The 13,498-nt window shown below is 54.5% G+C and carries 11 protein-coding genes; 2 read left to right on the top strand and 9 right to left on the bottom strand.

The window, feature by feature from the left end; translation table 11 throughout:
• Positions 1-11: 11 nt before the first annotated feature.
• The 4 genes from V4U88_RS21295 to arfA form a co-directional block, all read right to left on the bottom strand.
• Positions 12-845, bottom strand: a complete 834-nt coding sequence (locus V4U88_RS21295) for a carbohydrate ABC transporter permease (RefSeq protein WP_334075264.1) — start codon at positions 843-845, stop codon at positions 12-14.
• Between the two features lie 4 nt (positions 846-849).
• A complete protein-coding gene (locus tag V4U88_RS21290; RefSeq protein ID WP_334075263.1) occupies positions 850-1,743 on the bottom strand; it encodes a carbohydrate ABC transporter permease in 894 nt (297 codons plus the stop codon).
• Positions 1,744-1,813: 70 nt separating this feature from the next.
• On the bottom strand, positions 1,814-3,154 hold the full coding sequence (locus V4U88_RS21285; RefSeq protein WP_334075262.1) for an ABC transporter substrate-binding protein: 1,341 nt from the start codon (positions 3,152-3,154) through the stop codon (positions 1,814-1,816).
• Between the two features lie 28 nt (positions 3,155-3,182).
• The gene (gene arfA, locus V4U88_RS21280) at positions 3,183-4,694 is read right to left on the bottom strand and encodes an arabinosylfuranosidase ArfA (RefSeq protein WP_334075261.1); all 1,512 of its coding nucleotides are present in this window, start codon (positions 4,692-4,694) and stop codon (positions 3,183-3,185) included.
• A 371-nt stretch (positions 4,695-5,065) separates the two neighbouring features.
• Here arfA and V4U88_RS21275 point away from each other — a divergent pair, with 371 nt between their 5' ends.
• A complete protein-coding gene (locus V4U88_RS21275) occupies positions 5,066-5,983 on the top strand; it encodes an ArsR/SmtB family transcription factor (RefSeq protein ID WP_334075260.1) in 918 nt (305 codons plus the stop codon).
• Between the two features lie 412 nt (positions 5,984-6,395).
• Here the strand turns inward: V4U88_RS21275 and V4U88_RS21270 are convergent, their stop codons facing one another.
• On the bottom strand, positions 6,396-7,136 hold the full coding sequence (locus V4U88_RS21270) for an SDR family NAD(P)-dependent oxidoreductase (RefSeq protein WP_334075259.1): 741 nt from the start codon (positions 7,134-7,136) through the stop codon (positions 6,396-6,398).
• Positions 7,120-8,037 (bottom strand): DMT family transporter, encoded by a 918-nt coding sequence (locus V4U88_RS21265; protein ID WP_334075258.1) that lies wholly within the window; start codon positions 8,035-8,037, stop codon positions 7,120-7,122. The genes V4U88_RS21270 and V4U88_RS21265 overlap by 17 nt, the downstream gene beginning before the upstream one ends.
• 150 nt (positions 8,038-8,187) lie before the next feature.
• Between V4U88_RS21265 and V4U88_RS21260 the strand changes: the two genes are divergently transcribed.
• Positions 8,188-9,123, top strand: coding sequence for a LysR family transcriptional regulator (locus tag V4U88_RS21260; protein ID WP_334075257.1), 936 nt, complete (start codon positions 8,188-8,190; stop codon positions 9,121-9,123).
• A gap of 645 nt (positions 9,124-9,768) precedes the next feature.
• Here the strand turns inward: V4U88_RS21260 and V4U88_RS21255 are convergent.
• The 3 genes from V4U88_RS21255 to araD all read right to left on the bottom strand — a co-directional run bounded on the left by V4U88_RS21255 (position 9,769) and on the right by araD (position 13,394).
• Positions 9,769-10,911: a sn-glycerol-1-phosphate dehydrogenase gene (locus V4U88_RS21255; RefSeq protein WP_442951905.1), complete on the bottom strand. Its 1,143-nt coding sequence runs from the start codon at positions 10,909-10,911 to the stop codon at positions 9,769-9,771.
• A gap of 71 nt (positions 10,912-10,982) precedes the next feature.
• Positions 10,983-12,653 carry a ribulokinase gene (locus V4U88_RS21250; RefSeq protein ID WP_334075256.1) on the bottom strand — a complete coding sequence of 557 codons (1,671 nt, stop codon included), beginning with the start codon at positions 12,651-12,653 and terminating at the stop codon, positions 10,983-10,985.
• 51 nt (positions 12,654-12,704) lie between these two features.
• Positions 12,705-13,394: an L-ribulose-5-phosphate 4-epimerase gene (gene araD, locus V4U88_RS21245; protein ID WP_334075255.1), complete on the bottom strand. Its 690-nt coding sequence runs from the start codon at positions 13,392-13,394 to the stop codon at positions 12,705-12,707.
• Between the last annotated feature and the right edge of the window lie 104 nt (positions 13,395-13,498).

The following is a 13,498-nucleotide window of genomic DNA, read 5'->3' as shown; positions in this document are numbered from 1 at the left end:
CGCAAAAGGCTCTAGCCTTTTACGGCACCTGCGGTCATACCGTCGATGAAATATTTCTGGAAAGCCACAAACAGGATAAATATCGGCAGAATCGAAAAGAAGGAGCCGACGATCAGCAGATCATAGTTGTTCCCGTAAGGGGTCAGCAGCGTCTTCAGCCCGATCGGAAGCGTGTACTTGCTGGCGTCGCTCAGGACCATAAACGGCCAGAGGAAATTGTTCCAGCTGTTCATTCCGTTCAGGATCGCCATGGCCGCGAACGAAGGTTTCATGACGGGCAAAATCAGACGCATGTAGATGCCGTATTCCGAGGCCCCGTCCACCCGGCCCGCCGCGATGATCTCCTTGGGAATCCCGCTCAAATACTGTCTGAAAAAGAATATGGTCGCCGCGCTTGCGATCCCCGGCAAAATAATCGCCGAATAGCTGTTCATCAGCCCGATATTATGGGTCAGCGTATAAAGCGGAAGCAGCAGAATTTCAAACGGAACCATCATGATCAGAAGCACGCATATAAAAAGGAAGTTCTTTCCTTTGAATTCGTAGGCCGAAAATCCATAGGCAACCGTGGCGCTCACAATCAAAGTTAAAGCGACCTGAACGACCGTTAACAGCAAGGAGTTAAAAAACCAGCTGAAATAAGCGTGTTCGCCCGTAAACAGGTAGACGAAATTGTCGAAGCTCATGACTTTCAAATCAAAGCGCAAATTCAGACCGTACCGGACCAGGTCCTCACCGGGCTTGAACGAAGCGATCGTTACCGCATAAAACGGGATGAGAATCAGAAGGCAGAGGACGGCAAAGAACAGAAAGAGGGACACTTTAATGGCGGTATCCTTTTTCATGGGATCAGTCCTCCTTCTTAAACATTCCGGAGAATGTCAACTGCGTCAGATTGATAATCATCGTGATGGCGAGCAGAACGATCCCGACCGCGGCCGCATAGCCCAGGTTGTTCTTTTCGATCCCTTGGCGGTACAAATAACCGACGATGGTCAGGCCGATATTTTTCGGCGAGTTGTTGCCGTTCCAAAGCATCATGCTCTCGATGAACATCGCCAGGCCGGCATAAATGCTGATGGTGAGCACATAGATGGTCGTCGGCTTGAGCAGCGGCATCGTGATTTGCGTAAACTTCTGGAAGCGGGTCGCGCCGTCGATCGAGGCGGCTTCGTAATACTCGTCGGGAATGCTCTTTAATCCCGATAAAAAGTACAGCATATTAACCCCCGTCCACCTCCAAGTCGCCAGCGCAACGAGAGCGATATAGCCTGTGACTTGGCCCTTCAAAAACTTGACCGGGTCTATGCCGAAGTAGCCAAGTATACTGTTGAACAGCGAGCCTTCCATCTCCCCGAACATGAGGCGGAAAATCGTCCCCGCGACGACAACCGAGGTCAGCGCCGGGAAAAAGAAGGACGACTTGAAAAATTCCCGTCCCCACATGAATTTACTGTTGATTAATACGGCAAACAGCATCGGAAAAGGGATCAGAATGACCAAGGTGAGCACCATATAAACCGCGCTGTTGATGAGCGCTTTAAGGAAGATGCCGTCCCCCATCAGCTTGGTGTAGTTATCCATGCCTACCCACTGCGCTTCCTGCCCGAGAGTCAGCTTCTGAAAGCTCATGGTAAAGGAGCTGGCCAACGGATAAGCCCAAAAAATAACAAAAACCAAGATAAAGGGCAGCACAAAAACGTAAGGAGCGACCTTTTGCGAATATAGAAATCTTTTTATCATAGTCCCTTACTCCTTTGGGAAGAGAGCCGCTCCCGTAACGGAGCAGCTCCCTGGTTTGGATTCGTACCGCTTATTTCAATTCCTGCAAAATTTGGGCTTGCGCATCGTCCAACGCCTGCTTAATGTCCTTGCCGTCCTCAAAAATCTCATTTAATGTCACGGTGCAGAGCACGTTGTTGATCGTCGGCGAAGCCGAGGTGGACTTGATCATCCGAATTTCATCCTTGATTTCATTCAGGACGTCAAACGGGTTGTTTTGGAAGTACTTCACAAACGCATTCTCCGGGTTATGTGTAACTTCTTTTTTGTTCCAAATATCCATATTGACCGGATCAAAGCCGAGCGTGTTCCAAATTTCAATGTTGGCATCCTCGGACAGCTTGGCGAAAGCAAGGAAGTCCTTGGCCAGTTGAATGTCTTTGGCCGTTTTGGTTACGACGGTCCCCGTACCGCCGCCGCCGACGGATCTCGGCATGCCTTTCTCAATGACCGGAATCGGAGCAAGGGCAATTTTGCCGCTCAGTTCGGGCATGTAGTTGGTGTATCTCGACATCTGCCATAAAGGCATGAATGCGGTTGCGTAATTGCCGGCATTGAATTCGCCATAAGCTTCTTCCGTATCCGGCTGGCCTCCGGCGATCGTGGCGATGACATTGTTGTCCTTCAGATCCTTGAGGATCGTAAGGGCTTTGACCATCGCTTCCGAATTGATTTGCGGATTGCCCTGGTCATCCGTGAAGTCTGTGCCCTGCTGGGCAAGCAGTTGGGATAACTGCCAGGTTGCGCTCGTATCAGCTGTGCCCATGTATTTGCCGGTCTTCTCGTAAACTTTGATGCCCGCCTGCTTGAAATCTTCCCATGTGACGATGTTCTTGTAATCGACGCCCGCTTCCTCCAGAATCTCCGTGTTGTAGAAAGCTACCGAAGCGCCTACGTGAGTAGGAATGCCATAATTTTGGCCGTCTTTGCTGTAAATGTCGATTCTCGATTTGACGATGGTATCTCTGTAAGGATCGATAACATCGTTCAGCGGCACCAACTGCGGCGTATCCTTCAGGAAATCCGGGAATTTCCCCAGTTCGATATCGGAAATGTCCGGGGCACCCACGCCGGTTTGGACGGCAATCGAAAGTTTATTGTGCATATCGTCATAAGGCATAACGGTGACATTCAGCTTGATTTGGCGGTCCGGATTCGCTTGATTCCACTTCTGAAGCATTTTCTCGAAGTGCTGGCCGTGAAGTTCGACAAATGTCCAATAAGATAATTCCGTAGCCTTTTCCCCTGCTCCCCCTTCGAGCACGGTCGTTTCCCCGCCCGCTCCGGCTGAGGAAGACGATTTGCCGCCGCATCCCCATAAAGCCGTTGTCATCATCAGCGCCAGCAGTGTGATAAACCACTTTCTCTTCATATTTGACCCCTCCGCTTCTTTAGTTGGCCTAAGCCTTTTTCAAACGCAACACATTCCAGGAAGCTTTAGCAAGTCTGCCGGTGACATAGCCGTCACGCAATGAAGCTCCTCCCCCGGAATGAGGTTTGACCTTCTCCTCAGCCGCGGTGTTCACCGCTTTCAAATCTTCATGCTCAAGCACGATATGCTCGACGAGCCGGTAGCCTGCGAAGCTGCGGACATCGCATTCCAGATCCAGCGCTTCATGCAGATTCCGGTTGACCGCAAAAATCGTAACCTCTTCTTCCGCCTCGTTGTATACAACGGCGGTATCGAGATAAGGAACATCGGTGTAATCCTGTGCGTCATAACGCGGAGAGTCCACAATCGGCTGCAGGGAAACGCCGCGTCCATACAGAGAAGCGTGCAAATACGGATAGAAGATCGTCTGTTTCCAGGCGCGGCCACCGTTCTCCGTCATGATCGGCGCGATGACATTAACCAGTTGGGCCAGGCAGGCCATCTTCACCCGGTCGGCATGGCGGAGCATCGTTATCAGCATACTGCCGACCAGCAGCGCGTCTTCAAAGTTGTATATATCCTCAAGCTGCGGAGGGCCGATGGTCCAAGGTTCGATTTTGGCGTCGGCATCATTGGAGTGATACCATACATTCCATTCGTCGAAGCTGAGATACATCGTCTTCTTGCTCCGCTTCTTCGCTTTGACATAATCGCAGGTTGACGCCACTGTCTTGATAAAATGTTCCATGTCCATCGACCTGGCCAGGAAATTGGCCGAATCGTTGTCCCGGTTGCCGTAGTATTGGTGCAAGGAGACGTAATCGGCAACCTCATAGGTATGATCCAGCGTGACCGCTTCCCATTCCGGGAAGGTCGGCATACCTGTGCTGGAGCTGCCGCAGGAAACAAGCTCTATGGACGGATCGACCAGCCGCATCGCCTTGGCGGTTTCGTACGCCAATCTTCCGTATTCTTGCGGCGTCTTCTGTCCGATTTGCCAAGGTCCGTCCATCTCGTTGCCGAGACACCAGGTCTTGATCCGATGCGGCTGTTCATAACCGTGGCTCCGGCGCAAATCGCTCCAGTAGCTTCCTCCCGGATGATTGCAGTACTCCAGCAGGTTTCTTGCCGCATCCACACCGCGCGTGCCCAGATTCACGGCCATCATCACTTCGGAACCGACTTCACGGGCCCATTTCACGAATTCATTGGTGCCGACATGGTTCGGCTCAACGGTTCGCCATGCGAGCTCCAGCCGTTTAGGCCGGTTCTCCACCGGTCCGACCCCGTCTTCCCAGTTATAGCCCGATACGAAGTTTCCCCCGGGATATCGGATAATCGGCACATTCAGTTCCCGGATCAGTTGTTTGACATCATTGCGAAAACCAGCGGCATCGGCGTCCGGATGGGAAGCTTCATAAATTCCTCCGTACACGGCCCTTCCCAAATGTTCGATGAAGGAACCGTAAATCCGCGGATCGATCTCGGAAATCCGGAACGATTTGTCCACTATCATTTTGGCTTTTGATCCTGCTGACATTGGCGCCACCTTTTATCACCTTCCGTTTTAAATTATCTTAAAATTTTTCGATTAAACTTGAATGAATACGCTTACAGGTATAAAATAACACATAACAAAGGCGCTGTAAATATATAAACCTAAAACTTTTTATGTTTTTATAAAACTAAACGTTTTTTCGCTATATTTCAGCATAATTCGAACTGTATATTAGGCATTTTTATATCATTTGTTTCATACTAATATAAATACTATGCATGTTTTTTGTTGGGTATTTGCCTTTTCCCTTCTTTTTCTAGGGTTATGGGATATATTTCTTTATTATAAAGATGGGATGATTTATAATTATTTAAAGTAAATGGTGTCTACTATAAGCGGAAGAGGGTTATCTTATGATTTACATCAAGGATTTGATGAGCGGGATCGATATTTTTAAAGCATTGAGCTCGGAGATTCGAATTCAGATCCTGGAGTTGCTGGCCAAAAATCAAGCCTTGAACCTGAATGATCTCGCGACGCGGCTGAATCTCAGCAACGGGGCGATTACGATGCATATTAAGAAGCTGGAAGAAAGCGGTTTGATTGAAATCAACACGACGGTCGGGAAACACGGCATCCAGAAAATTTGCTACCTTAATAAAGACAAGCTGATGGTCGATCTGAAAAGCAAAGAGGTTGAAAATCTGTACGAAGTGGAAATCCAGGTAGGCCATTACAGCAATTATCAGGCCTTGCCGACCTGTGGGCTGGCGACCAAGGACAGCATTATCGGCGATTTTGACGACCCCCGGTATTTCGCCGACCCGCAGCGGATCGATTCGGAAATCATCTGGTTGACCGAGGGGTACCTGGAATACCGGATCCCGAACTATCTCAAGCCGAACCAGACCTTCCGCGAGATTCAGTTCTCTATGGAACTGGGCTCGGAGGCACCCGGATATTGCGACAATTACCCGTCGGACATTTATTTTTATGTCAACGGAATTGAAATCGGCTATTGGACCAGCCCGGGAGACTTCGGCGATGCCCGCGGCACGTTCAATCCGGACTGGTGGCCTCCGCATCTGAACCAATACGGCATGCTCAAGCTGATCCGCATTAATCATGAAGGAAGCTTTATCGACGGCTGCCGCATTTCCGACGTCACTTTGGACCAAATTCAGCTCGACTACAAGAGCGAGATTACGTTCCGCATCGCCGTAACGGAGAAATCGTTCAACAAGCGCGGACTGACCATCTACGGCAGAAACTTCGGCAATTACAGCCAGGACCTGCTGGCGCGGGTGCTGTACGATGTGCACGGCGATTGACATAAGCCGGAGGCAGGCGCGCTAGCCCCCCCCCCCCCCCGCAACAAAGAGCCCAAACTCGCGAGTTTGGGCTCTTTTTAACGTCGAAGCACCGACGATCCCTTTTGGGAGAATCCACAGTAACGGAAGCTACGGCAACGGAAGCTTTAGCAGCTATTTCGTACTTATAGGGCGAATTGAGATTCTAACGGACGTATTAGCGGCAATTTCAGCAAAACGAGGCCATTCGGACGCTAATATGCACAATAAGGCGCTATGGCTTCCGTTAGAATTCCAAAAGTGCAACTTTGCGCGAAATAGCGTCTATTACGTCCTTGGGAGCAGGAGTTAAGTTGGGTGAGCAGCAGGCCCAGACGAAGCCCATCGCCACCGCCCTAGCTTCCAAAAGCGCCGGTAATGCGGCGGCCGACGCTTACATTGTCTGGCCATTGTCAACCGTAATGATCTGTCCCGTGATCGAGGGCTGCTCCAGCAGGGCGCAGATCATGTCGGCGATTTCTTCAGGCGGTGAAATCCGCCCCAGAGGCAGTTGAGTGATTAACGAATGCATCCGGGCTTCCTGGCCCTCCCACCAACGGGTCGTGACCGCGCCGGCGGCGACACCGTTCACCCGGATTTCGGGGGCGAGGGCATGAGCCAACGACTTTGTCAGACCGTGGACGGCCGATTTGGAAACGGCGTAAGGAAGAGAGGAACCCTTGCCGGTAAGCCCCGCGATGCTGCCCACATTGACGATCGCCCCTGCGCCGGAGGCCTTCATGTAAGGAGCCACGGCCCGGGCGCAATAAAACATGCCGACAACGTTGACTCCAAGAAGCTCCTCCCAGACCTTCTCCGTAACGGCCTCCAGATCATCCATGGCGATATGCCGGGTGATACTCGCATTGTTGACCAAAAGATCCACTGTCCCGAATTCCCGCACGACTCCTTCAACCATCCGGCTGACGTCCCCATTCCGCGATACGTCCGCCTGGAAGGCCATCGCTCTTCCGCCAGTCTCCGTGATGGCGCGGACGGTTTCCGCGGCCTCCGCGGCCGACCGCGAATAATTGACGGCGACGGTCGCTCCCCGGCTAGCAAGCCGCAGACTGGTCGCTCTCCCGATGCCGGTGCCTCCGCCGGTGACCAAAGCTACCTTATTTTCCCATTCCATCTGTGATCCCCATCCCTTCGTTGATATGGACAAGACTGCCTTTACGTCCGCCATCCCAATTGACCATAAATACGCCCGCGCAGATCAGTGCCCCTCCCGCATAAACATACCAAGCGATCCGTTCGTCAAGCAGGATGAAGCTGCAAAGCACCGCAAAGAGCGGCACGAGAAACAGAAAAGCGCTGGTGCGGGCCGGGTCCCCGTGCTTGAGCAAATAAAACCAGAGCGAGAACTGGACGATCGAGCACATCACCGCGAGCCAAAACAGCACGAGCAGCGAAGCCGCGTTCACAGCAAACCGGGGTTCTTCCGCGAGCGAGCTCAGGATAAGCAGAGCGATACCGCCAGCCAGCATCTGATACGCCGCCAGCACCGTCATGTCGAACTCCGGGCCATACCGGTTAATCAGGAGCGTCGCGACCGTAAAACAAACGGCGCCGGCAAAACAGATCAGCGTTCCCGGTTCGATCCGGACATGGAGCCCAAAGGTCAAGACGACGCCGGCAAAGCCGATAACAACGCCCATCCACTGACGCCAACGGTAGACTTTCCCGTAAAGAACAGCTCCCAGCACGATCACCATAAGCGGACTTGTGCTTGTAATAATGGCCGATTCCCCCGAATTGATCCAGCGCATGCTGAAAAAGACGAACCCCATGACGCCTGCGGATTGAAACAATCCCAACACGGCGGCTTGAAGCCACTGTTTGCCGCCCTTCGGCTGCTTGCGCTTCCTCACGAAAAAGGCCAGCAAGCCTCCGGCCAGAACAAAGCGGAGTCCCATCAGAAAAAAAGGCGATGCGTAGGATAGCCCCATTTTTCCGACCGGAAACGCCACCCCCATTAAAAAGGTGGTCAAAAGGATCAAAACGGTAAATTTGGACCTGCCTATACTCATCATGCAAACCTCCTTGCGATCTTGCTGTCGTCGATCATGATTGTATTGTAGAGGAGTCTTGCGTTTATGTATAATGAACGTTAAAGATATTTGATATCACTAAAATAGATACCAAGTCAATTTTATACCGGAATGATGAAAGGAAGATGAATTGTGGAAAGTGCGGACCTGCGTATTTTTCAAGCGGTGGCCTATGAAGGCTCGATTACTAAAGCCGCGCTGCGGCTCGGCTATGTCCAGTCCAACGTCACCGCCCGCATTCGCCAGTTGGAGAGCGAAATCGGCACGGCGTTGTTCCACCGGCATAACCGGGGGATGACCCTGTCCTCCAGCGGCCAAACCCTGCTGGTGTATGCCGACAAAATTATCGGCCTGCTGGAGGAAGCCGCCCTCGCGCTTTCGCCGTCCAGCGAGCCAAGCGGGCCTTTATTGATCGGGGCCCCGCAAACCACGGCGGCCGTCCGGCTGCCCAAGCTGCTGAGCCGGTATTATGAGCTTCATCCCAAAGTGGAACTGACGCTTACCACCGATTTGTCCGAACGACTGATGGAGAAGGTGCTGCAATATGAGCTGAATGTCGCATTTATCAGTACGCCGTGCCGCCATCCCGAGCTTACGACGCTCTCCGTTTTCGACGAAGAGGTCGTCCTCATTTCCGCCCCCTGGATCACCGAACCGGAGGACGCCCTGACCAAGCCGAATCTCGTGTACAGTAAAGGCTGCTCGTACCGCGAGATTCTGGAGAGTTGGCTGCACTCCCAGGGAGTCCGGCAGCTCAAAACGATGGAATTCGGCACCTTGGAAGCGATTTTGGGCGGCGTCTCCTCCGGACTCGGCATTTCCCTCGTTCCCCGGGTCGTCGCCGAAATACCGGGAACCGCAGGCTCCCTGCGAATTCATGAAGTACCCGAGGCGATCCGTCACATGAAAACCGAGCTGATCTACCGCAAGGATGCGTACATGACACCGGCTTTGCGCGCATTGCTTAAGCTTTTGGGTTTGAACCCGGGGGGACAGGAGCAGGGGCAGGAGCAGAAGAAGGAGCAGAGGCTGGCGAAGGAGCGGGAACAGGTGCAGGTGCGAAAGTAGGAACAGACCTACCCCGAATCATTGCTCTTAGGCTATAAGCCTTTATTACTCCGGCTCGCGTCTAAAGGCGCTAGCTTTCACTTCGTTCAAGCGACTATGCTGTTGCCGCTTTTGCCTACCCCAGAAGGGGTACGTTTATTGCTAGTACCCCTTCAGCAACCTTGATAATATAGAATTCCTGCATATGTGCATGTTTTTTTCTTGTTCGTGGCCAAAAATTTCAAAATTTCTGCAAATCTGCAGGAATTTTTGACGAAACCGGCTCGTTTCTCTAAAATCGCTAGTAATTCCTGCAGATTTGCATCTTTTTTCGCATCCCCTCGCGGATAAGACTAAATACCTGCAGATTTGCATCTTTTTGGAGTTAGAAGTTTGGAAGCACGCTAGGCGCCTCTTTGTATGTGACATATCACTTCGATTAGCCATTAAGCTTACCTTTTCGTTTCGTTATACATAGTAGCTTGAACACCCCTATGATAACGAACCCATCAGGTGTTTTTTTTGCTATAAGCATCACTACATCACCCGCATAGCAGGTGATTTTTTGTTTCGCACGCTTCGCGTGCTAACTGACTAAAGCCACTAACCAAAAACGAGCTGACGACGGGTATCCCTCGTCAGCTCGTTTTTGGGTTGGCGGGCTTTTTACAGCGTGCCCGCCTCGTTCAGTGCCCGCAGCAGCGTATGGCGGTCGCGGATGAGATGCGCCTCGCGGAGGCTGGCCGCCAGCAGCTCGTCGTCAATTCCGAGCTCCTGCCGGCTGGACGGCCCGCCCGCGAGCCGGAGCAGCTCGCGGATGGCCGCCTCGTCGGGCACGGCAGCCAGCCATTCGCGCACCTGCCCGCCGTGCTCGCGGAGCGCCTCCGGCTCGCCGCCCGGATAGACGCCGCGCTCGGCGGCGTCATGGTAGAGGCGCGAAATCTCGGCGCAGGCCGCGCCGACCTTGGCGCCGTGCAGCAGCGCCCGGCGGCCCCGGCGCAAATACTCCATCTCCCAGTAATGGGAGAGATGGTGCTCCGCGCCGGAAGCGGGGTGCGACTGCCCAAACAGCAGCATGGCGATGCCGGACTCGATCAGCGCCGTCATCAGCACGGTGATGCCGCGTTCCGTGCGCGCGCCGATCTCGCGGGCATATTCCACGCAGGAAGCCAGCGCCCGCTCGGTGATCAGCGCGGCCTGTTCGTTGTACGGTTCACCCGCCGTCAGGCTGGAGAACTTCCAGTCGAACAGGGACGTGGTTTTGCCGAGCATATCGCCGAATCCGGCGGCCACCAGCGGCTGGGGCGCCTGCATCAGGATGCGCAGATCGGCGAAGATCGCGACCGGCGGCACGGCCGGCACGGTCTTTTTGGTCCCGCGGATGATCAGCGGGGCGCCGGCCGACGTAAACCCGTCCACCGAGGGGGCCGTCGGTACGGAGACGAACGGGATCCCGCTCTTGTGCGCGGCGAAACGGACGATATCGTGAATCGTCCCCGAGCCGACCGCCACCAGCGCCTCCGTCATTCCCGGTTCAATCGCCAGCAGCAGTTGGATCAGCGATTCCTCGTCGGCCACCACATCGCCCGTTTCATTCGGCGCAAGCAAGCAAAGCGCCGGTTCCAGCTCCGCCTCGGCGAGCATCCGTTCGAGTTCCCGGCCCGCGGCTTCATAGGTGTTACGGTCCGCCGCCAGCAGGAGCCGGCGGCTGCCGCGCTCCCGCAAATACGGCGCCACCTGCGACAGCGCTCCCGCTTCGAGGACGATCCGTTCAAAAAACGACGTTTCTTTGACCATGGACATGGACATTCCGATTCCTCCCCACTCCGTTTACGTTCTTACTATAACGAAGTACTCTTATAACGCGGTCCAGGGTTCGGTTATTCCGCGGACTTCTTGATGGCCTTCAGCCGCTTCATCACATCGTTCTCCCCGCGGCCGAAGTAATCGTGCAGCTTGCTGTATTCCTGATACAAGCGCTCATAGACTTCCACGTTCGCCGGGATCGGCTTGAACGTTTCTTCCTTGACCCGGGCCATTTGCGACGCAGCGTCAATGATCGTATCGTAGCCGCCGGCTTCCGCGCCCGCAGCCACCGCCGCAAACATCGCGGCGCCGAGCGCCGGCGTCTGCTTGGAATCGGCGACAAAAATTTCGCGGTTCGTAACGTCCGCATAAATCTGCATCAGCAGCCGGTTCTTTTGCGGCAGCCCGCCGCAGGCGTACAGCGCATCCACCGCCACGCCGTTCGAGTGGAACGCGTCGACGATCTTGCGCGTGCCGAACGCGGTGGCTTCCAGCAAGGCGCGGTAAATTTCCTGCGGCTTGGTCAACAGCGTCATGCCGAGGATCAAGCCGGTTAAATCCGTATCGACCAGTACCGACCGGTTTCCGTTCCACCAATCGAGGGCGAGCAGTCCGGTCTGGCCCGGCTTGTATTTTGCCGCTTCCCGTTCCAGCCATGGATGAACACCGATCCCCTCTTGGGCTGCCGCTTCCCTGACGTAGGCCGGCAGAGCTTCTTCCACGTACCACTCAAAAATATCCCCGACCGCCGACTGCCCGGCCTCGTAGCCGTACAGCCCCGGGATGATGCCGTCTTCCACGACGCCGCACATCCCTTCGACCTGCTTCTCCTCCGTGCCCAGCAGCATGTGGCAGATCGAGGTACCCATCGCCATAACCAATTTGCCCGGCGTGACGACGCCGACCGCGGGAACGGCGGCATGGGCGTCCACGTTGCCCACCGCTACGGCGATGCCCGGTTGAAGGCCTATGATGGCCGCCATCTCCGGCGTAAGTCCGCCCGCGCTGGTGCCGAGCGGGATCACTTCGCCCCGCAGCTTCGTGTCCGTCAAATCTTCCAGCCGCGGGTCGAGCGCTTTGAAATACGCCTTGTCCGGGTACCCTTTCTGCTTATGCCAAATCGCCTTGTAGCCCGCGGTGCAGCTGTTGCGGACGATTTTGCCGGTCATTTGCGAAATGACCCAGTCCGTCGCTTCCAGGAACATGTCGGCCCGCTCGTAAATGTCCGGTGCCTCGTCCAGGATTTGCCACACCTTTGCGATCATCCACTCGGAGGAAATCTTCCCGCCGTAGCGCGGCAGGAAGTCCTCGCCCCGGGCGGCGGCGATTTCATTGATTTTGTCGGCTTCCGGTTGAGCCGCATGGTGCTTCCACAGTTTGACCCAGCTGTGCGGCCGTTCGGCGTATTCCGGGTCAAAGCACAGCGGCTCGCCCTTCTCATCGATCGGCAGCATCGTGCAGGCCGTAAAGTCGATGCCGACGCCGATCACGTCGGACGGATCGATTCCGGATTCGGCAAGGACCGCCGGAACCGATTTCCGCATAACCTCCAGGTAATCATCGGGATGCTGCAGCGCCCAGTCGTGTTCGAGCTTGATGCCCGAGCCCGGCAGAAATTCGTCGATGACATGGTGGGGATAAGGCGTGACATGGTCGGCAACCTCCCGTCCGTTGGACAGATCCACCAGCACGGCGCGTCCCGATTGAGTCCCGTAGTCGACGCCGATCGTATATTTTTTGCTCATCGCTAACCCTCCTGAACCGTTCAATTAATTTTATAAGTTCATGGCTATCCGTTATTTCTGGCCGTAATAAGCGTTGGCCCCATGTTTACGCAAAAAATGGCGGTCGAGCAGCGTTTGATCCATCGGCGGCGTGTCCGGATTGATTTGCAGCATCCGGGCGGCGATTTTGGCCACCTCCTCCAGCACAACGGCATTATGCACCGCGTTATGGGCGTCTTTCCCCCATACGAACGGGGCATGCGAGTGGACCAACACCCCGGGCACCTGATTCGGATCGAGGTCTTGGAACCGCTCGACAATGACATTGCCGGTTTCCAGTTCATAGGCGCCTTCGATTTCTTCTTTCGTCATCGGGCGCGTCACGGGAATCTCTCCATAAAAATAGTCCGCATGCGTCGTTCCGTAAGCCGGCAGCGCCCGCCCGGCCTGCGCCCAGCTCGTACCCCACGGCGAATGGGTGTGAACTACGCCCCCGATGCCGGGGAACGCGCGGTACAACACCATATGCGTCGGCGTATCGGAGGAAGGACGCAAATCTCCTTCCACGACCCGGCCCTCCAGGTCGACGACGACCATGTGCTCGGCTTTCAGCTCCTCATAAGGAACCCCGCTTGGCTTGATGACAAACAACCCGGTTTCCCGGTCAATGCCGCTGACATTTCCCCACGTAAAGGTAACCAGCCCGTATTTGGGCAGCTCCAGGTTGGCTTCCAGCACCTGCTGCTTCAGCGCTTCCAGCATGTTCAGCCACTTCCTTTCCCTTTTTTGATCGTTGCTCTTTCCTTATTCAAAAATATTATTGTACGTACAAGTCACCCGGCAAGCTCCCCCTTCCCTTCCTTTGA

It is taken from the genome of Paenibacillus sp. A14 (genome assembly GCF_036864815.1).
GTDB classification, from domain to species: Bacteria; Bacillota; Bacilli; order Paenibacillales; family Paenibacillaceae; genus Fontibacillus; species Fontibacillus sanfengchensis.
Note: the sequence above shows the minus strand (reverse complement) of the source record. Positions and strands in the feature narration are given on the sequence as shown.

Bases quoted from the DNA above. Each gene is read 5' to 3' on its own strand.
- V4U88_RS21295 (WP_334075264.1), bottom strand. From the start codon at position 845: ATGAAAAAGGATACCGCCATTAAAGTGTCCCTCTTTCTGTTCTTTGCC.
- V4U88_RS21290 (WP_334075263.1), bottom strand. From the start codon at position 1,743: ATGATAAAAAGATTTCTATATTCGCAAAAGGTCGCTCCTTACGTTTTT.
- V4U88_RS21285 (WP_334075262.1), bottom strand. From the start codon at position 3,154: ATGAAGAGAAAGTGGTTTATCACACTGCTGGCGCTGATGATGACAACG.
- arfA (WP_334075261.1), bottom strand. From the start codon at position 4,694: ATGTCAGCAGGATCAAAAGCCAAAATGATAGTGGACAAATCGTTCCGG.
- V4U88_RS21275 (WP_334075260.1), top strand. From the start codon at position 5,066: ATGATTTACATCAAGGATTTGATGAGCGGGATCGATATTTTTAAAGCA.
- V4U88_RS21270 (WP_334075259.1), bottom strand. From the start codon at position 7,136: ATGGAATGGGAAAATAAGGTAGCTTTGGTCACCGGCGGAGGCACCGGC.
- V4U88_RS21265 (WP_334075258.1), bottom strand. From the start codon at position 8,037: ATGATGAGTATAGGCAGGTCCAAATTTACCGTTTTGATCCTTTTGACC.
- V4U88_RS21255 (WP_442951905.1), bottom strand. From the start codon at position 10,911: ATGTCCATGTCCATGGTCAAAGAAACGTCGTTTTTTGAACGGATCGTC.
- V4U88_RS21250 (WP_334075256.1), bottom strand. From the start codon at position 12,653: ATGAGCAAAAAATATACGATCGGCGTCGACTACGGGACTCAATCGGGA.
- araD (WP_334075255.1), bottom strand. From the start codon at position 13,394: ATGCTGGAAGCGCTGAAGCAGCAGGTGCTGGAAGCCAACCTGGAGCTG.